The sequence below is a fragment of the Methylocystis rosea genome (assembly GCF_003855495.1).
Taxonomy (GTDB): domain Bacteria; phylum Pseudomonadota; class Alphaproteobacteria; order Rhizobiales; family Beijerinckiaceae; genus Methylocystis; species Methylocystis rosea_A.
Genome location: NZ_CP034086.1, coordinates 2,126,363 through 2,146,074 on the forward strand (window position 1 = coordinate 2,126,363; position 19,712 = coordinate 2,146,074).

A 19,712-nucleotide genomic window follows, 5' to 3' on the forward strand; every position below is an offset into this window, starting at 1 on the left:
TTTACAAAAGAGCCGGTTCCTTCGCCGCTGCCATCTGCGCGCGAATCCAGTCGTAAAGCGTCTGCATGCCCGCGCCGGTCTTGGCGGCGACTTCAATGATTTCAGCATCCGGATTGACGCGGAGAACATTGTCTCGCGCCAGCTCCATAGAGAAATCCAGATGCGGCAGAAGGTCGATCTTGTTAAAGATGACGAGCTTCGCGGCGCTGAACATATGCGGATATTTGAGCGGCTTGTCTTCGCCTTCCGTCGTCGAAAAGATGACCGCCTTGGCGTGCTCGCCGAGATCGAACAGCGCCGGGCAGACGAGATTGCCGACATTTTCGATGAAGACGAGCGAAGCGACGCTCGGCTTGAGTTCGGAAAGCGCGCGCGCGATCATTTCCGCGTCGAGATGGCATCCCGTGCCGGTGTTGACCTGAACCACCGGCGCGCCCGCGGCGCGAATGCGTTCGCCGTCATTCGACGTCGCCTGATCGCCCTCGATGACGAACAGCGGCAGTTCGCCTGAGAGGTCCGCGATGGCGCGCTCCAGCAGCGTCGTCTTTCCCGCGCCGGGCGAGCTGACGAGATTGAGCGCCACGATCTCGCGACCCGCGAGCCATGCCCGACATTTGGCGGCGATCGCGTCGTTCTTCGCGAGAATGCGCGTCTCCAATTCGAGGCGCCGGTGGGAATCCTCGTGAGCGTGATCGTGATCGCCGTGATCGTGCGAATGCGCGTGGCTGTGATCATGCCCATGCGCATGGCCATGCTCGCGCCCGTGATGATGATCATGAGCATGTTGTTGTTCGCCATGAAGATGACCGTGGCCATGGTCCCCATGCGAATGGCCATCGCCGAACGAATCATGCTCGGGCGGCGCCGCGATCTCCGCGCGCGCGCCGGTCTGCAGATTGGTCATCGTGGTGCCCTGCCCTTGGCAGCCGCAGCTCGTGCACATTATGCAGCCTCTTCGACTTCGATGCTTTTGATGTTCAACTCTTCGCCACGCAGGCGCTGGAATTGGCGAGAGCCGCAAGGACACGCCGAAAGCATGTCCGGCGTGGGAAATTCCGCGCCGCAAACATCGCAGCGCGCCTCGGCGTCGACTTCGCGGATGTCCAGCGTCGCGTCTTCAACCGGCGTGCCTCGGGCGACTTCCGGAAAACAGAACGCGACGGCCTGCGGCTCGACGCCCGACAATTTGCCGATCTCGAGCGTCACGCGGCGCACGCTACGCCCTTGCGCGGCTTGCGACGCCAGTTCGATGATGCTGCAAACGATCGAGAGTTCGTGCACGTCGGCTCCTTTAGCAGATGCGCGGCAGTTGCTCGCCGACCAGCATGTCGACGATGCGCCGGCCACCGAAAATCGTGCGCATGGTGACGCGGCCCGACTCGCCCGCGACGACATTGCCGATGATCGCCGCCTGTCGGCCCAGCGGATGCGCCCGCATGGCTTCGAGCGCCGGTTCGGCCTCATCGGGCGGGACAATTGCGACGATCTTCCCCTCATTGGCGAGATAGAGCGGATCGAGGCCGAGAATCTCACAAAAGCCGCGCACCTCGTCGCGAAGCGGCGTGACCGCCTCGTCAATGTCTATGGCGATCTGTGCCGCTTCGGCGATTTCATTGAGCACGGTCGCGACTCCGCCGCGCGTCGGATCGCGCATGAACCGCGTGTTCGGCGCCGCATTGAGCAGGCTTGCAATAAGACCCTGCAGCGGCGCACAGTCGCTCTCGATCGGCGACTGCAACGCCATGTCGCCGCGCGCGCCAAGAATTGCGGCGCCGTGATCGCCGAGGAGCCCGTTGACCAGCACGGCGTCGCCCAGTCTTGCGCGATGCGCGCCAAGCTCGACGCCGGCGGCGGCGACGCCAACGCCGGTCGTGGTGATGAACATCTGGTCGCAGGCGCCCTTGTTTACGACCTTGGTGTCGCCGGTGACGATCTTCACCCCGGCTTCCTGCGCCGTCGCCGCCATAGACCTTGCGATCTGTCGCAGAAAATCGATCGAGACGCCCTCCTCGATAATGACGGCGCAAGAGAGATAGAGGGGAAGCGCGCCGCCTACCGCGAGGTCGTTCACCGTGCCGCAGACCGCAAGCCTGCCGATGTCGCCGCCGGGGAACACCAGCGGGTCGACGACGAATGAGTCGGTCGTGAAGGCCAGCCGGTCGCCATATTGCGCAAGGTCCAAGAGATCCATCCGCGCAGAATCGTCGAGCGGCGACAGCAGCGGATTGTCGAAGGCCGAGACAAAGACGTCGTCGATCAAATCCTTCATCGCCTTGCCGCCGCCGCCATGCGCCAGCGTGACGGTCGGCACATGCACCTTGCCGCGCGCACGTCGGGGTGGGATGGAAACCATGTTCATGCGGCGCTCGCCTCGTCGTCGCGGCCCCGCTTTATGCCGCCATATTGGTAATAGGCCGCGCATGCGCCCTCGGACGACACCATAAGCGCGCCGAGCGGCGTCTCCGGCGTGCAGGCGCCGCCGAACACCTTGCACTGCCACGGCTTGATGACGCCCTTGAGGACCTCGCCACACTGGCAGGATTTTGGATCGGCGATTCTTGCATTGGGCACGGCGAATTTCCGCTCGGCGTCAAAGCCCGCATAGGCGTCGCGCACTTTGACGCCAGAGTGATCGATGGAGCCGAGCCCGCGCCATTCGAAGAATTCGCGCAGTTCATAGACCTGCGCAACCGCCTGCAGCGCCACGGCGTTGCCCCCTGCTGGCGCGACGCGCGCATATTGATTTTCGATCTCGCAGCGTCCCTCGTCGATTTGCCTCAGCAACATCCAGATCGACTGCAAAATGTCGAGAGGCTCGAACCCCGCGATCACCATCGGCTTCTTGTAGTAACACGCGATAAATTCATAAGGCGCATCGCCGATCACCATGGACACATGGCCCGGCCCCAGAAATCCGTCGAGCCGCAGATCCGGGCTGTCGAGAATCGCCTTGATGGTCGGAACGATGGTGATGTGATTGCAGAAGATCGAAAAGTTCTTGATCCCTTCGCGCTCCGCCTGCAGCACGGTCAACGCCGTCGACGGCATGGTAGTCTCGAAGCCGATGCCGAAGAAAACGACCTCGCGCGCGGGATTTTTACGCGCGAGCGCCAGCGCATCCATCGGCGAATAGACCATGCGCACGTCACAGCCGTCGGCCTTCGCCTGCAGCAGGCTCTTGCGTGAGCCCGGCACGCGCATGGCGTCGCCGAAGGTGGTGAAGATCACCTCCGGCCGCTCGGCGATGGCGACGCAATCGTCGACGCGTCCCATCGGCAGAACGCACACTGGACAGCCGGGTCCATGCACCAGCTCAATGGACTTCGGCAGCATGCCTTCGACGCCGTAGCGGAAGATCGAATGCGTGTGGCCTCCACACACTTCCATGATCTGCAGCGGCCGACTTTCGTCGCGCTTCATTCGCGCAAGCAGGCGCTCAATCTCCTTGACCAGAATGTCAGCCTTGGCCCGATCACGAAATTCGTCGACATATCTCATGCCGCGACATCCTTGCTTATAGACGAGCCGCGATCGTCGGCGAGCAGCGTGTGAACCAGGTCCCAGAGAATGTGATAGGCGGCGACGTGACATTCCTGGATGCGATGGACGGACGTCGTCGGCACGACAAGACAATGATCGCAGGCCCCCAACGCCATCTTGCCGCCGTCGCCGCCGCTAAAGCCAATCGTCGTCAGACCCATTTCTCTCGCCTTCACGAAGGCGGCGATCAGGTTTGCCGAATTGCCGCTGGTGGAGAGGCCAACAAGCCCGTCTCCCGCCCGGCCATGAGCGATGATCTGGCGCACGAAAATGTGCTCGAAGCCCACGTCATTGCCGACCGCGGACGTCATCGCCACGTCGGCGGTGAGATTTATCGCGGCAAGCGCGGGCCGGCCAGCGGTGATCGGATGGAGAAACTCGACGGCCACATGCGAGGCGTCGCAACTCGAGCCGCCATTGCCCATGGTGAACATCCGGCCGCCGCGTCGATAGACGCCGGCAAGCGCCTTCGCCGCGTCGAGTAGGACGGGCGCCTGCTCGCCAAAAAATCTCACGCTGGTCTCGCGCGACTCCCGCGCCTTTTCGGCAATCGACTGCATCAGGCTCGCGTCAACGGCGGCGGGATCCTGCTCCTTGCCATGCAGGAACGGATAAAGGACCTCCAATGCGCTCTTGCTGGTCATGATCCTATTTCTCCGCCGCGACGGCGTCGGTGAGCGTTTGCATAGTCTCAAGTTCGGCTTGGAGTTCGCCAAGCTCTTGCAGCAATCTGAGCGTCTCCGCAGCCTCCGCCTCATTGATCCGGCTCATCGCGAAACCGACATGGACGAGAACCCAATCGCCGACACAGGACTCGACAGGATGCGTTTCATCCACGATGCAGCTGATGTTGATCTGCCGGCGCACCCCGCTCACGTCAACGGTCGCGACGAGATCGTCGGCATTGTCTATGCTAACGATGCAGCCGGGAATGCCGAGACACATGCGCCGTCCTTTCCATCTCTTGTCATGTCCGTTCTCATCAGATGCGCGGCGCCGATGGCGGCCTGACCCAGCGAGAGCCCGCCATCATTGGCGGGCGCGTCAGCATGGGTGAGCACCGTGAAGCCAGCCTCGCACAATCTGTCGTGGACACCTTCAAAAAGCAGGCGGTTCTGGAAGCAGCCGCCCGACAGCGCCACCGTTTCGAATCCTCGCGCAGCCGCCAGCCGCACGGCGACTTCAGTGATTGACTGCGCCAGACCGAGGTGAAAACGGCGCGCAATGGTCTGCGCCGAAACGCCCTGCCGAAAATCATCGAGAATTGCGCGCCACATCGGCGCCGCGTCGATGTCGATGAGCGCGGGCTCGGAAATCCTAAGCGCATAGCCGCGCGTCTCGTTTGGCGCCGCGGCCGCAAGCGCCTCGAGCCGCGCGGCCGCTTCGCTTTCATAGGCCTGACGGTCGGCGCAGACGCCGAGCGCGGCGGCGGCCGCATCGTAGAGCCGTCCGCAAGACGAGGCTAACGGCGAATTGAGGCCTTGCGCGATCATCCGGTCGATCGTCGCTAGCGGTTTGCCGTTCAAGGCGCTCCAATCGCCCGACGCAGAAGGCGTCGCATCGAAATCGCCCGCCGCCTTCAAATGCGCATAGAGGTTTCGCCATGGTTGGCGCACCGCCTGTGCCCCGCCAGGCATGGCGACCGGCTTCAACCGCGCGAGCCGCTCGTAGCCAAGATAGTCGGCGAGCAGGAATTCTCCGCCCCATATCGTCCCGTCATCGCCAAAGCCTAGGCCGTCGAGCACGATCCCGAGCGCTGGCACCGCATCGAGCGGCCGGCCATTCTCAGCAAAGCAGGCGGCGATATGGGCGTGATGGTGTTGAACTTCAATCAAAGGCAAAGCCCGTGTGTCGGCCGCCGCACGTCCGATTTTCGACGACAAATATTCCGGATGCCGATCGACGACGATCGCCGAGGGCGCATGATCGAACAGGCTCCGATAGAGCGCCAGATTCCTTTTGTAATCATCTAGCGTCGCCGCATTCTCGAGATCGCCCTGATGCTGCGACAGGATCGCCTGACCGTCCTTGACCAGGCAGAAGGTCGCCTTCAGCTCCCCGCCCATCGCCAACAGGTCGGGCGCCTTCTCAAAGCCGCTCGGCAAGCGCAGCGGCGCGGGCGCGTAGCCGCGGGCGCGGCGAAGAACGCGCGATCGCCCGGCCATGACCCGCACGACCGAGTCATCGACCCGATTGGCGATGTCACGATCATGCGTCAATGCGAAGGAGGCGATTTCGGCAAGCTGTCGGTACGCCTCCGCGTCATCGACGACGGCGGGCTCGTCCGAGATATTGCCGCTCGTCATCACGAGCGGATGATCGAACTGATCCATCAATAGCAGATGCAGCGGCGTCGTCGGCAGCATGAAGCCGAGTGTGGCAAGTCCAGGCGCAACGGCCTCAGGCAAATGCTGCGGACCTGTCGCGCGCAGCAGCACGATCGGCGCCTCAACGCTTGTGAGCGCGCGCTCCTCGACCGGGTCGATCGCGCAGTAGCGACGGATAACGGCAAGATCCCGCGCCATCAGCGCGAAGGGCTTTGCGTCACGGCGCTTCAAACGGCGCAGGCGCGAGACGGCCGCAAGGTCGGTTGCGTCACATGCGAGATGATAGCCGCCCAGTCCCTTAACGGAGATAATGTCGCCCCGCGTGATAAGACGCGCTGCAATTTCGACCGCGTCGGCGTCGCCATCGCGCGGAACTTCCGCTTCACCGAATGCAACCAGCGATGCAGTCGGCCCGCAGGACGGGCAGGCCACCGCTTCAGCGTGAAAGCGGCGATCGTTCGGATTGCGATATTCCGCCTCACACGCCGCACACAAGGCGAAGGGCGCCATCGTGGTCGTCGCGCGGTCATAGGGAATAGCCGTGACAATGCTGAGGCGCGGTCCGCAATGGGTGCAATTCGTGAACGGATAGCGATAGCGCCGTTCGTTTGGATCACGCAGCTCCGCCGCGCATGCTCCGCAGAGCGCCGCATCCGGCGCGACCTGGGTGCGTGCGGGTCCGCCGATGCTCTCGGCGATACGGAACTCCACTGGCAGTTGGCCGCTGTAGCGCCGCGTTTCGATGCAGTCGATATGCGCGAGCGGCGGCGCGTCTCGTTCGATTCGCCGAAGCAACGCAGCGATCCGCGACGGATCGCCGCTGACGCGCAATAATACGCCCTCGCCGTCATTGAGCACCTCGCCGGCAAGCCCCAATTCACGCGCCATGCGCCAGACGGTCGGGCGAAAGCCAACGCCCTGGACGCGGCCGCGCACCCGAAATTCGAGCGCCTGCGATGGCTCTACCGCCGCGAAACTCATGATCCCTGTCAGCCTCACATATTGCTGATCTTGATATAGCGCCAGAGGTCCTTCGCATTCATGATCAGCAGTCCGAGGATGATAAGCCCCAGGACGATGCCTGTAATCTCCCATCCGCTCATGACATTCTCCCTTTACCCGATGCGCGGCGCGAGCGCGATCACGTTATGTTACGCCGCCATCATCTCCTCAATCAGCTCTTCGACGGTCTCCGCAGCGACGCCGACCGCCGCCACGACAGGCTCGCTCAGCCCCATGACGCCTTCGTCGTCACCGAAGGTCAACGGCTCGCAGGCGACCAGCAGGACGCGCCGGCAAGTTCCGCCGAGCGCCGACGCCAGGCGAAGAACTTTCGCCGGATCGAGCTCATGCGGCGAAAGCGCCAGATCCTCGGGTATCGAGTCTCCCGCTGCGATCGGGTCGGGCTCAACCACTGAGACGACGCCCGGCGCTTCCCCCCGCTGCGCCGCATCGACGAGAATCACGGCGTCGTAGCCATCCATCAGCGCGTAGGTGAGATCGATTCCGCGAATGCCGAAATCGATCACTCGCGCGCCGTCCGGCAGCTTCGCCTGTGAAAGCCTCCGCGCCACCTCGACGCCGAAGGCGTCATCGCCATTGAAGATGTTGCCGACGCAGGCGACGAGGATCGACGTCATGGTCCGTCTCCCGCAGCGATCGGCTCGATCTCCTCTTGACTGAAAAAGAACCGATGTCCCGGAAAGCCCGCCGCGCCGAGATCCCGGCCCGGATCGTCAATCAAGGTCACCGCGACATGAATCCTGTCCTCGAAATCGCGCTCGATCGCCTCGACGACCGCGATCTTGTCTTTGAGCGCGATATCCATGATGTCGCCGCCCGATTTTGGGCGCAGTCGCACGCGGGCGCCGACGCATAGACTGCGTCCGCTCTCCAGCAGTGAGACGAGGCGAGGCTTCTCATGGTCCCCGCCCATCGGCGGCGGTTCAATCTGGCTGGCCTGAGACTGGTGATTTCGCATGACGCCATGAAGCCGCGCCATGTCCTCGGCGGTCAGAGCATGCGTGCGTTCCAGAAGCGCGCGCGCACGAGCGTCGACGCACGCCATCTCGCGTTTTTCGGCGTCGGTCATCGCGAGGATACGAAGCGTCAGGATTTCGTCGATCTCAGTGCCGTCGAAGAGGTCGCCAGGACTTTCGGGCGCGATCGCAGGATGATCATAGAGGATGATCGGAGAAGCCAGCATGGCGCTATTGTCTTGACCGCCCACCAACACCGGGAAGGCGCCGACATTTCGGCACTGCGCCGCAGTCCCCCGCAAATCGTCGGGAGGATCGAGCAACGAAACGAATGCGCCATCTTCGACGGTGAGGATCGCATGCGTCGAGGCGAAAGCGCGAAGCTGCGCGGCGGCGCGTTCATCACGAACAGCGCCCGAAAGCGGCGTGACGTTCTCGATTCCAATCGTCAGCATCCACAAATCAGTCGCGAGCTTCTCCGCCCTCGCCTCAACCACGCCCTGGATCTCATGCGAGGTGCGAATGAGAACGGCGGCGACGCAGCCGTCTGCGCCGCGCACCGGCTCAATTTCGTGCGCGCCTTCGAAGTGGAACGGCAAGACAGTCGCTACCTCTTGAATATCTGCCGGCCGCAGCGGCCCTAAGTCGATCTCCCGTTCGATCGCCTCCTCCCAGGCCAGCAACTCCCGGCCGTCGACATGAAGGCTCGGAACGCGCGTCAGCGCCGGCTCGCCCTCTTCGGGAAGCTCTCGCGTCGGCGTCGCCAGCTGTCCAACCTCGCGCGTCATGACCTGCAGGAATCTAAAATGGATGTTCAACGCCGCCTGCTCTCCGCCCCGCAAGAGAACCTGCGTCTCCATGCGCGAGGCGTCGCCCTGCTGATCGAACGCCTGCGGAAAGACCCCGCCGAACGTCCAGCGCTGACGATTTTTTATTGACGATGGCCGATAGGGATACAGGATGTAGCCCTCGTAAAGAACCGCGTTGGCGATCGCTCTGATGGAGTCGAGTTTCATGTCGCCTCCGCCGCGCTGGATTCGAGTAGCGCCTGCAAGGCGCGTTCAAATGTCGGAAGTCCTTGCCGGCGCCGGTAACGGTCCAAGTCCTCAAAAGCGTCGCGATGCAGGCAAAGCCACATGCTCTGCGGATAGTAGTGCTCCATCATCGCGCGCCATACGCTTAAGGGCAGGCGATACGCGCATTCCTTGCTCCAAGCGACTTGCTCAATCTGCAGCCTACCTTCGCTGTCGCGGTAAAAAATCGAGCCGCTGAACAGAAAATTGAGCGGAACATCGCCCTGCTCCAGGCCATGAAAATATTTGGTCGCTGCAATGTTGAAGTCATAGCTGCAAGGCGCCGGCAGATCGACTATACGCTCAGGATTGACTGCGGGAACGGAAACGCTCGCATGCGTCCAAAGGAAACTCCGCATCGTCTCGCCCCAGCGCGAGGGCTGACCGAAGAGATCGGAAAGTCGATCATGCTCGTCGCCGTCGTAGCGCCGCCGCGCAGGCTCAATGCGAATCTGGCAGTTCAACATCACGTTGAGAATGGGCAGGTCAGGCGTCTTGTTTACGACATGCAGCGCGAACAGCAGCAGCGGCGCCGCAGAATATTTCTCGACTTTGACGTCTTCGATGCGAAAGTCGAGATCAACCATGTACACTGTCCTTCGTCTCGACGTCGTCCCGCAGGTTCGTAAAATAGTCGCCAACAGCCTCCCAGACCTCTGCGCCGCCCGACAATCCGCGCCAATGCCTTCGGATCAGCCCGACGAGCGCATAACAGCGGTCAATCGAAACGAGATAGTATTGCCGTGCGCCATTCATTCGATTGACGAGCAACGCCTCAACGTCCGGATCAAGGTCCGCCAGCGTCGGATTGGCCGCGACCAGTCGCGACCAGCCATCGGCGGCAAAAGGAGACTCGATCGCTCCGGCCGGCCCGGGATAGATCGCCACGGGACCCTGCGCCGGCGTGCTGTGGAACACGAAGGCGAGATCAATCGGAATACGAAAGCCCTGCCAGTCGTCGTCGCTTAGATCGAAGTCGTGAAGCGCATCAGCGCGTGCCCGCAAGGCGGCAAAACGCTCACCCCCGCCCAAGAGGAACGCACATTGCGGACAAGCACAAAAGAACTTTCGCGTCGCGCGCTCGACCAAATGCGCGTGCCGAGAATCGATGGCCTTCGAGCAGAACTCGCAATGCTCTTCTGCCGTCGTGCGCACGAAGCGCCGCAGCCGAGACGCCCAATTCCCCGATTCTATTCTTTCCATGCTCTCGCGCCTCTTTACTTTCTAGGCGGCGGTCTCGGCGTATAGGGTTGTCATGTCCATTTCGATCAAAATATCATCGAGGTCCGGCGCCGCGTCGGTGAGAGCGTTCTCGATCTCCAGCCGCAACTGGTCGGTAGGCTCAGCAACGCCATTCCTTTGCAGCTGAACCATTGCAAAGGCTTTACTCGCGCTCATGAGGCTCACATGGAGGCCACGCGCGCTCCATTGCGGCTGCATGCGCGCGATGACATCAAGTAGACGATTCTCCACGCTCTGCGGATGTAGCCCGTGGAGGAGCAATATCGCCCGAAGATCCCGATCGTCGACGATCCTATCGAGTAAGGCCGCGCCATCGTCCGATGCTGCAATGATCGCGCTGAGCCGCGCCAGCGAACGCGCGTGCAAATCGAGCAGCAGCGCCAGCAACTCACGCGCCGCCTCCCGCCCCGTCGCATCGGGGATGCTCTCGAGCGTCGCCGTCAGCTTTTCCAGCCGGGCCAGCGACTGCTCCAGCGTCTCCGTCTCGCGCGCTTCTCCGCTCATGGCGACGGCTTTCGCGACGCGCCGAACATCGGCGAATGCGTGGTCTTGACAGTTTTGCCGCCGCCCACATACATGTGCACGCCGCATGGCAGACAAGGATCGAAACTGCGCACCGCGCGCATGATGTCGATGCCCTTAAACTTGTCCGGACCGTTCTCTTCGAAGATCGGCGTGTTCTGGACCGCGTCCTCGTAGGGGCCCGGCGTTCCGAAGTCGTCTCGCGGCGTCGCGTTCCACGGCGTCGGCGGATAGGGATGATAATTGGCGATCTTCTTGTCTCTTATGACGAGATGGTGCGACAGCACGCCGCGCACCGCCTCATGGAAGCCACAGCCGATCGCCTCGTCCGGAACCTCGAATGGCGTAAAGGTCTTGGTGCGGCCCGCCTGAATCTCTGTAAAGGCCTGCTCAAGGAAGTAATATGCCGCAGCGGCGCAGTAGGCTTGAAAATAGGTGCGGGCCCGATTGCGTTCGATCGCGTTGCTCCACTTTGGGACCTTCCATTCAAACTCCACTGCCGGCTTGAGCGCCGTCTTGGGGAGATTGATCTTCACGCTGTCGCCCGTCGCTTTGACATAGCCATTCATGTTGACGAGCCCTGCCAGCGCCGTCGAAAATAGGCGCGCGAAGGCGCCTCCGCCGGTGTCGAGCGGCAGATGATCTCCGCTGCTCTTGTCGAGCCAGCGCGGACACATCACCCAGGAATAGTTCTTGTCGAAATCCCGCTTCTGCGGCCGCGGAATGGTCGTCTGATTCCATGGATGTTTCTGATCGACCGGATTGCCCAGCGGGTCAGTCTTGACGAAGGTTTCGCAATTGTCCCAGTCCTCGTAATAGGACTGACCGCGCAGGATGCGAATCTGCAGATTGATGTCGACGAGGTCGGTCGTGACAAGCTTGCCGTCAACGACAACGCCTGGAGTGACGAACATCTTCCGGCCCCAGTCGGTCATATGCTTATAATTGTAGTCGCAATGGTTCGGGTCCTGAAACGCGCCCCAGCACCCGAGCAGGATTCGTCGACGTCCAACCTCCTCGTAGCCGGGCAGCGCTTCATAAAAAAAGTCGAACAGATCATCGTGCAGCGGCACGCATTTTTTCATGAACTCGGCGTAGCGCACGAGTCGCGTCAGATATTCGGTGAAAAGCTGGTTCGACGGGACGGTGCCGACGCCGCCCGGATAGAGGGTGGAGGGGTGCACATGGCGCCCCTCCATCAGGCTGAACATCTCACGCGTGTAGCGGCTTACAATCAATGTCTCACGGTAGAATTCGCCGGAAAATGGATTAAGCGCGGTCATGATGTCGGCGATCGTGCGATAGCCATGCGCGTCCGAGTTCCGCGCCGGGGTCCGTTGCGCCTTTACCCAGACGCTCGGATTGGTTTCCTTGACCATCTGCTCGCAGAAATCGACCCCCACGAGATTGTCCTGAAAGATGTTGTGGTCGAACATATATTCCGCGGCTTCGCCGAGATTGATGATCCAATCGGCGAGCGGCGGCGGCTTGATGCCATAGGCCATATTCTGCGCATAGACCGAGCACGTCGCGTGATTGTCGCCGCAGATTCCACAAATGCGACTGGTGATGAAGTGGGAATCGCGGGGATCTTTGCCCTTCATGAAAATGCTGTAGCCGCGAAAGATCGACGACGTGCTGTGACATTCGGCGACCTGCCGATTTTCGAAATCAATTTTGGTGAAAATTCCCAGACTGCCGACGATCCGCGTAATCGGATCCCAATTCATCTCGACGAGATTGGGCGACGCTTTATTGGGGCTCGGAGGCGCCGAAGGACGGGTTGCGAGGTCGACCATGGTCGCGATCCTTAACTAGAGTGGATGAGTCTTGTTCGGCCGATCAGGCTCGTAACCAGTGGTGTAGGTGGGCTCCCTGTTGCGCCACTTCGGCTCCTTGTTGAGCGTGTGATTGGTGATCTTGCGCAGATTGCGGATCAACACGCCGTACGGCTTGACCAGCACCGATGAAATGCGCGCGCCGGGCGGTTCGTCCATGAACGGCATGAACTTGTCGGGAAACCCCGGCATGGTGCAGCCGATGCAGATGCCGCCGACATTGGGGCACCCTCCAAGACCCGCGATCCAACCGCGCTTGGGCACGTTGCACTGCACGACCGGTCCCCAGCAGCCGATCTTCACCAGGCATTTCCGCGAGCCATATTCCTGCGCGAAATCGGCTTCTTCGTAATAAGCGCCGCGGTCACATCCCTCATGAACGGTGGGACCAAACAGCCAGCGCGGGCGCCCGTGTCCATCGACAGGAATCATCGGCGCCAGACCGGCGAGCTGGCGCAGCAGGTAGAGAAATGTCTCCATGAAATTGTCCGGCTGCACAGGACAGCCCGGGACGTTGACGATTGGCAGACCGGCCTTCGATTTCCACTCGGCGCCAAGATAGTCCTGCAGGCCCATGCAGCCGGTGGGATTGCCCTTCATTGCATGAATGCCGCCATATGCGGCGCATGTTCCGGCGCCGATTACGGCGAGCGCCTTTGGAGCCAAACGGTCGATCCATTCGGTCGTTCTGATTGGCTCTCCGGTTGCCGCATCCGTGCCGATCGCGGCCCAATACCCATCGCCGCTCAGCTTCTCGTTCGGGATGGAGCCTTCGACGACAAGGACGAAGTTTTCGAGTTCGCCCCGCGCGCCTTTATGGAAGGCCTTCATGAAGTCATCGCCAACTTCGTAGGACAGCACTGCATTGTGCAAGCGCACCTTCGGCAGGCCGGGGATCGCTCCGAGGATGACGTCTTCTATGCTCGGTTCGCTCGCGGCGGTGATTGAGACCGAGTCGCCGTCGCAACTCAGTCCCGCCGTAAGCCAGAGCACGTCAAGCTCTTCGATCGTGGATGAAGGGCGCTCTTTTCCTTTGGGAACTGGATTGGGGTCTGAAGCCATCGGTCAATCCTTTCACCAAAAGACCTGGCCTTTCACCAAAAGACCTGGCGACGGAAAGTTTGCACCGGGAGCAACCTGCTCAGCTTGCGCTTCTATTGGCTGCGAGCGACGCAGTCATGCCGGCGCGCGGCGGCGTACAGGCCTGTCACGGCCGAAGGAAAACTCTGGAACTTAAGAAATGTTCCTAGGAGGGAACAAAATCACAGCTCGCGCGCTCACGTGCGCTGGAGCGATTTCATTTCTGACCCGGGTCGATCCTGCCCATCGAGACGGCGAGAGCGCGACTGAAGCGCCCACGAAAGCGCGCCTTAGAAGCGCACTGGCGCTGCCTTAACTGACGCAGCGCCTCGCACTTCAGCTTGAGCCTATTTCATTTCTGCGATGCTGATGAGATCGAAGTGGCGGTTGACGCCGGCATGGATCAGGTTGCCATTGAAGCGCGTCGAGCTTGACGCGCCATAGGCGTAAAAGCCGTTCGTCTGCGCCGCGAAATTGAACCCTTGAGCGGCGCCGAGATCGTAGCGAAGATAGTCGATCTTAACGCTCCAATCGGGCGTAAACATCCATTCCGCGCCGCCGCCCGCCGTCCAGCCGATCAAGCTGTCCTGATAGACGGGATTGACGAGCGTCTGGTTCGTTCCGCCAATTCTTCGCGTGAAGATCGCGGCGTTGGAGGTGACGCCGCCATAGGCCATGCCGCCCGTGCCGTAGAGGGCGAGCGTCGGGGTGACGAGATAGCCCAGTCGGCCGCGGATCGTTCCCAGATAGTTGAGCGTCGCGGTGCGTTGCGCATAGGTGGCGAAGCTATTGCCGCCCCCCTGCGCGAGAGTCGCTTGCCATCTGGTGTCGGTGTTGCCCGAAACGCCGTGCAGATCCGCCTCCGCGCCGGCCAAGAAGCTGTCGGCGAACTTCCAGTTGGCGCCAATCTGGAAACCGCCGATGAAGCCGGCGAGATGGTTCGTCTGGTCGATCGGCGTGGCGCTGACAGCCACGGCTGGACTCGCGGCGGCGGCGCCGAAGGGCCAGGGCTGAACGATCGACCGCGGGCTCGACCAAGCTCCGCCGCCGTTGAGGCCGACGTAAACGTCAGACCAGCTTGGCGGCGGCGCAGGCCGCGGCGCAGGCCCCTCAGGCGAGAAGAGAGCGAGGAAATCCGAGCCCGGCGGCTTGGTGATCGGATTGCCGTCGCCAAAAGCGTTGGCGGAGACTTCCAGATAGAAGAAGTCGGTCGGCCGCCCGGTCAGGCCATTCGTTGTCGTCGTCTGCCCAGGGAACGATTGCGGGAAGAATGGCTGCAGCGCAACCGGCGGCGCGAAGCTCGAGGTAAAGGAGCCCGGCCAGAACCGCGCGTAGCTCGCCGTCAAATTGATGAACTGATTCAGTTTGTAGCGAATGCGCAGATCATATTCCGTGCCCATGAATGTGCCTCTGTTGCCGAGCGGGGCAAAGAGATTAGCGCGGTCCCAAGCGGCGGCGGCGCTCGCCAACCAATAGGCGCTGAAGGCCGTATCGATCCGGAGATCTTTGAAAGGCGAAAATTCCAAGCGCGCCTTGGGCGCTTTGACATTATTCCAGGCGATATAATCGTTGCGCGAGAACGGCTGATTGAAGCCGTAGAAGATGTCGAAGGTCTGATTGACGCTATCGAAAGGACTCTTATTGCCAGTGCCATAGGCGTAGTTGGCGCTGATCCGCGGTTTCCACGGATGATCTGAGAATGTGTAGCCCGCCTCGAATGCATAGGCGATGGCGTCGTGCTGCACTGTCGTCTGCACCGCGTTCTGGACATTCCTGAACTGGCGGAATTCACCGGATTCGCCAAACTGCTTGTTGATGTCGAAGTCGTAATCAAAATCTTTGATCACGCCGTAGACGCGCAGGCCAGGCGCATAAGTGTCGCGATGAAACTTCAGCGCGTTCGAGACGTTGAGCGGATCCCCATATTGCTTGCGGCCCAGGAAATAAGGCTGGATCGTCGCATATTCCGACCAGCGGCGGATGCTGAACACGCTGCCGTAGATCCAGTTCTGCCAGTCAGGTCGGTCGAACTGATATGGATAACGAATGACCGGCCGCATCAGGAAACTGTCAATGTCCCAGTCATTATCCTTCTTGCCGATTTTGATCCGGAAGCCATCAAAATTGTTGGTCGTGTTGCGGAACTCATTCTCGGCGATCAGACGGCGGTCGAGCAGCTCGAGATGAAAGCGCCCGGCGCGAAGCGTCAGCGGCCGATCATTGCCGAGATCGTCCTTGCCGAAGGCGTCCTTGAAAAAGAGTTCGCCATAGCCCGAAATGAGCTCCGTCTGATTGATCTCCTGGCCCTGATATTCATAGATGCTGTTGTAGGCGCGCGAGTCCTGAAATTCGATGACGAATCGAAAGGGATCGAGGATGTTCTGCACGCCCAGATAGGCCCGCGTGCGCGACAGCCAGAGCGAGTTGGGAAAATACTTGCGCTGCGACGTCGGCGGATTGGTTGCCGTGCTCGTCCACGGCCGATAATCGTCCTTGCGGTATTCAAAACGCACGCGCGAATCGAGACCGACGTTCAGCCAGTCGATGCCTTCGAATTGCTTGTAGGTGTTCGCGAGGTTACGCACATAAGGCGGAATGTCGGGCTGCGGCTCCAAACGATAGCCGCGCGTCGGCACATAGTAGCTCTTCTTCACCAGCAGCGCCGGTGGCGCCCCGGGACCAGCAGCGACACCCTTGCCATCGGTCTTCGTCTTGACTGACTTTTTTTCCGGCGCGGCCGCTTTTGCGCCGTCATCCGACTGCCCCTCTTTTCCCGCAACTTCCTTCGAGGGCGCTTTGTCTTCGGCGCCCGCTATTTCGGGAACGCTAAGGACAGCGCCGACAACAGCGCCAAACGCGGCTATTCTTAACTTCTTGCTGTTTTTGCTTGTCGACATCGACTTTTGTCCCGTATCGCTTAACCCGGACTCCGGTTGGCGCTCTGATCGACGGACCGATATGTAAACCGTGTACATATCGGATATGCCGTTACGGTCGATCTGTTAAGCTCATGTTTGCATCAACTCGATTTTCGACTTGCGCTGTTGTGGAATAGCCACAGCAAACGCGACACTGCAGCCCACGCGTTTAATTTTCGCTTTGACATTTCGGCTCTCTCTCTCTGGCCGCAGAGGTTGCCCTTCTGCGACCATTTTCCGTCCACGCCGCAAGAGGCAGTAAAGCGAAACCTTGGCTTTTTGTCTATCGATTTAGTAGACCATTCCGCACATCGAGCGAAAGCGTTGCGGTAATGTCACAGTTTGAGAGATTGGGCGCCGCCAAAGCGAGCAGAGACCTAGCCCGCCACCCTATTTCTGCAGGGCGAAGAAGAGGCGCGGATACCGCAGAAGAACTTTACCGTCCGGTTGCCGCGAATAGGCCTGTGCAAGCCTCCCTCTGTATCGCGCTAAAAATTCGACGCGCTCATTTGCATCGAGCAAGTCGAGGAAGGGACGAAGGCCCGATCCTTCGAACCATTCGACCACGCCGTCAGGACCGTCGAGCGGATGGACATAGACCGTCTGCCAAATATCGATTGTGCTGCAGAGCGGCGCGAGCAGATTGTAATATTCCTCGAGCGGACCGAGCACCATGATCGACTTGGCGACTGGAAGCAGACGCGGCGCCCAAGGGCCATCCGCCGCGACCATGCGCATCGCCGCGTGCGAAAGCTCATGCGTATTGTTCGGCATCTGGACCGCCAGACGTCCGCCGGGCCGCAAATAACTCAAAAGCCTTGTCATCAACCCGCGATGGTCGGGGAGGAAATGCAGAGCCGCATTGGCGAAGATGAGATCGGCGGGCTGCGACGGACGCCAATGCCCGATGTCCTCCTTGATAAAAGTCGCTGTGGGCGTGCGCGCGCGGGCGACCGACAGCATGTTGTCGGATTTGTCGATCCCGATGATGTCGGCGTCGGGAAAGCTCATCGCGAGGAGCTGTGTGCTGTTTCCGGGTCCGCATCCAAGGTCATAAACCCGTTGCGTGTCGCAATAAGGCACGTGCGCAAGCAGGTCGCGGGCGGCGCGCGTGCGCTCCGCTTCGAATTTCAGATAGAGCGCCGAATTCCAGTCGTTTGTCGCGCGCCTTTCGGCGATCCCGTCAGCGGGCGCCGCGCTCAAATGCCGTCTCCGGCGTTGACATAGTCGCCATTCTCGTCCGCGGGAAATATGCGTGCTTTCGCCAGTGAAAGCGGCACGCGGCCGCCGAGCGAAGCTGAACGTTCGAGCGGCGAGTCGATTTCGAGCGTTTGATCGTAGCCGTCGATGGCGATCGTGGCGCGCACGCCGGCCGGCGTGCGCCGCAGGCTCTCGACGCGTCCTTCAAGATCGCCGCTCCCTTCAGCTGCGACGGCGATGTCCGCCGGGCGGAAGAAGACTCTCGCCGGTCCGCTGCGCAAGCCATGGGTGTCGATATGCAATTCGCGGCCGCCGAACGTCACATGGCCGCCAGCGATGGTGACAGGCAACGCGACCGCTTCGCCAACGAAGGAAATGACGAAGGGCGAAGCCGGGCGGTCGTAAAGCTCCTCAGGCGTGCCAATCTGTTCGATGCGGCCTTCGTTGAGCACGACGACGCGATCGGCAAGCTCCATCGCTTCATCCTGATCATGCGTGACGAAGACCGTCGTCAATCCCGTTTGCTTATGAATGTCGCGCAGCCAGCGGCGCAAATCCTTGCGCACGCGCGCGTCAAGGGCGCCGAAGGGCTCGTCGAGCAGCAGCACGCGCGGTTCGATGGCGAGCGCGCGCGCGAGGGCGACGCGCTGACGCTGGCCGCCGGAGAGCTGCGCCGGATAGCGGCCGCCGAGTCCGTCGAGCTGCACGAACTGCAGAAGCTCCATGACGCGCGCCTTGATCGCCGCCCGCGAGGGACGCGTGCGTCTGGGACGGACTCTCAGACCGTAGGCGATATTGTCGGCGACGGTCATATGTTTGAACAGCGCATAGTTCTGAAACACCATGCCGACATGGCGGTCCTGCACGGGCAGATTGGTCGCGTTCTCGCCGTCGAAGAGGATCCGGCCGCGATCGGGAGAATTGAGGCCCGCGATCACCCGCAGCAGCGTCGTCTTGCCGGAGCCCGAGGGTCCAAGCAGCGCGACGAGTTCGCCAGGCTGAATGTCGAGGCTGACGTCGCGCAAAGCCGGAAAGGCGCCGAAGTCCTGCTCGACTCCCTCGATGCGAATGGACGTTCCGCGCTTACTTCCCTCAGTGGCGGCGAGCGCGTCCGGAGAGCGCGTCAGCGTGACGCCATTCGAGGAACGTCTTGAGCCCAAGTGTGACGAGCGCCAAGCCTGCAAGAAGAACCGCGAGCGCGAAAGCGGCGACATTATTGTATTCATTGTAGAGTATCTCCACCTGAAGCGGAATTGTGTTGGTCAAGCCGCGAATGTGGCCCGATACGACCGAAACGGCGCCGAATTCGCCCATGGCGCGGGCGTTACACAGCAGCACGCCGTACAGCAGGCCCCATTTAATGTTGGGCAGCGTCACGGTGAGAAATGTCTTGAAGCCGGAGGCGCCGAGCGTGAGCGCCGCTTCCTCCTCGATCTTGCCCTGCTCCTCCATCAACGGAATGAGTTCGCGCGCAACGAAAGGAAAGGTGACGAAGATGGTCGCCAGCACGATGCCGGGCACGGCAAAGATGATCTGCACGCCGTGAGCTGCGAGCCACGGGCCGAAGAGGCCCTGGCCCCCGAATACCAGCACATAGACGAGGCCGGCGACGACCGGCGAGACGGAGAACGGAAGATCGATCAGCGTGATGAGCACGCTCTTGCCGGGAAAGGAAAATTTGGCGATCGACCAGGAAGCCGCGAGCCCGAACACAAGATTCGCTGGAACGGCGATCGCCGCGACAAGAAGCGTCAGACGGATCGCGGCGCGCGCGTCTGGATCGCCGAACGCGGTCAGAAAAGGGCCGATCCCTTTGCTGAAGGCTTCGACGAAGACGATCGCCAGCGGCGCAAAAAGGAAGAGAGCGAGAAACAGCACCGCCGTCGCAATGAGCGTATAGCGCGCGAACGACGAGTCCTGCGTGACCGGTCGGAATTTGACGCCGCGACCGCGGCGGCTGGACGTGATCGCGATCTCAGACATCTCAGACATG

General features: G+C 61.3%; 18 protein-coding genes. All 18 read right to left on the minus strand.

What is annotated here, in order from left to right; translation table 11 throughout:
• Nucleotide 1 precedes the first annotated feature (1 nt).
• Nucleotides 2-943 (minus strand): hydrogenase nickel incorporation protein HypB, encoded by a 942-nt coding sequence (gene hypB / locus EHO51_RS10305; protein ID WP_124738820.1) that lies wholly within the window; start codon nt 941-943, stop codon nt 2-4.
• Nucleotides 943-1,281 carry a hydrogenase maturation nickel metallochaperone HypA gene (locus tag EHO51_RS10310; protein WP_124738821.1) on the minus strand — a complete coding sequence of 113 codons (339 nt, stop codon included), beginning with the start codon at nt 1,279-1,281 and terminating at the stop codon, nt 943-945. The genes hypB and EHO51_RS10310 overlap by 1 nt, the downstream gene beginning before the upstream one ends.
• A gap of 10 nt (nt 1,282-1,291) precedes the next feature.
• Entirely contained in the window at nt 1,292-2,359 is a 1,068-nt protein-coding gene (gene hypE, locus EHO51_RS10315; RefSeq protein WP_124738822.1) for a hydrogenase expression/formation protein HypE, read from the minus strand.
• Nucleotides 2,356-3,498, minus strand: a complete 1,143-nt coding sequence (hypD, locus tag EHO51_RS10320; RefSeq protein WP_124738823.1) for a hydrogenase formation protein HypD — start codon at nt 3,496-3,498, stop codon at nt 2,356-2,358. The genes hypE and hypD overlap by 4 nt, the downstream gene beginning before the upstream one ends.
• The gene (locus EHO51_RS10325; protein ID WP_124738824.1) at nt 3,495-4,184 is read right to left on the minus strand and encodes a D-sedoheptulose-7-phosphate isomerase; all 690 of its coding nucleotides are present in this window, start codon (nt 4,182-4,184) and stop codon (nt 3,495-3,497) included. The genes hypD and EHO51_RS10325 overlap by 4 nt, the downstream gene beginning before the upstream one ends.
• 4 nt (nt 4,185-4,188) lie before the next feature.
• Nucleotides 4,189-4,485, minus strand: coding sequence for a HypC/HybG/HupF family hydrogenase formation chaperone (locus EHO51_RS10330; protein ID WP_124738825.1), 297 nt, complete (start codon nt 4,483-4,485; stop codon nt 4,189-4,191).
• A complete protein-coding gene (gene hypF, locus EHO51_RS10335; protein WP_124738826.1) occupies nt 4,449-6,848 on the minus strand; it encodes a carbamoyltransferase HypF in 2,400 nt (799 codons plus the stop codon). Before hypF ends, EHO51_RS10330 begins: the two co-directional genes overlap by 37 nt.
• A gap of 170 nt (nt 6,849-7,018) precedes the next feature.
• Entirely contained in the window at nt 7,019-7,507 is a 489-nt protein-coding gene (locus EHO51_RS10340) for a hydrogenase maturation protease (protein ID WP_124738827.1), read from the minus strand.
• A complete protein-coding gene (locus EHO51_RS10345; RefSeq protein ID WP_124738828.1) occupies nt 7,504-8,862 on the minus strand; it encodes a hypothetical protein in 1,359 nt (452 codons plus the stop codon). Before EHO51_RS10345 ends, EHO51_RS10340 begins: the two co-directional genes overlap by 4 nt.
• Nucleotides 8,859-9,506, minus strand: coding sequence for a DUF6084 family protein (locus tag EHO51_RS10350; protein WP_124738829.1), 648 nt, complete (start codon nt 9,504-9,506; stop codon nt 8,859-8,861). Before EHO51_RS10350 ends, EHO51_RS10345 begins: the two co-directional genes overlap by 4 nt.
• Entirely contained in the window at nt 9,499-10,122 is a 624-nt protein-coding gene (locus tag EHO51_RS10355; RefSeq protein WP_124738830.1) for a DUF5947 family protein, read from the minus strand. The genes EHO51_RS10350 and EHO51_RS10355 overlap by 8 nt, the downstream gene beginning before the upstream one ends.
• Before the next feature lie 21 nt (nt 10,123-10,143).
• Entirely contained in the window at nt 10,144-10,665 is a 522-nt protein-coding gene (locus tag EHO51_RS10360) for a nitrogen fixation protein NifU (protein ID WP_124738831.1), read from the minus strand.
• A complete protein-coding gene (locus tag EHO51_RS10365) occupies nt 10,662-12,482 on the minus strand; it encodes a nickel-dependent hydrogenase large subunit (protein WP_124738832.1) in 1,821 nt (606 codons plus the stop codon). Before EHO51_RS10365 ends, EHO51_RS10360 begins: the two co-directional genes overlap by 4 nt.
• 15 nt (nt 12,483-12,497) lie before the next feature.
• Nucleotides 12,498-13,583 (minus strand): hydrogenase expression protein HypE, encoded by a 1,086-nt coding sequence (locus tag EHO51_RS10370; RefSeq protein WP_124738833.1) that lies wholly within the window; start codon nt 13,581-13,583, stop codon nt 12,498-12,500.
• A 365-nt stretch (nt 13,584-13,948) separates the two neighbouring features.
• A complete protein-coding gene (locus EHO51_RS10375; RefSeq protein ID WP_124738834.1) occupies nt 13,949-16,498 on the minus strand; it encodes an alginate export family protein in 2,550 nt (849 codons plus the stop codon).
• A 411-nt stretch (nt 16,499-16,909) separates the two neighbouring features.
• Nucleotides 16,910-17,722 (minus strand): trans-aconitate 2-methyltransferase, encoded by an 813-nt coding sequence (tam, locus tag EHO51_RS10380; RefSeq protein WP_124738835.1) that lies wholly within the window; start codon nt 17,720-17,722, stop codon nt 16,910-16,912.
• Nucleotides 17,719-18,846, minus strand: coding sequence for a sulfate/molybdate ABC transporter ATP-binding protein (locus tag EHO51_RS10385; protein WP_124740112.1), 1,128 nt, complete (start codon nt 18,844-18,846; stop codon nt 17,719-17,721). The genes tam and EHO51_RS10385 overlap by 4 nt, the downstream gene beginning before the upstream one ends.
• Nucleotides 18,812-19,702, minus strand: coding sequence for a sulfate ABC transporter permease subunit CysW (cysW, locus tag EHO51_RS10390; protein WP_124740111.1), 891 nt, complete (start codon nt 19,700-19,702; stop codon nt 18,812-18,814). Before cysW ends, EHO51_RS10385 begins: the two co-directional genes overlap by 35 nt.
• Nucleotides 19,703-19,712 lie beyond the last annotated feature (10 nt).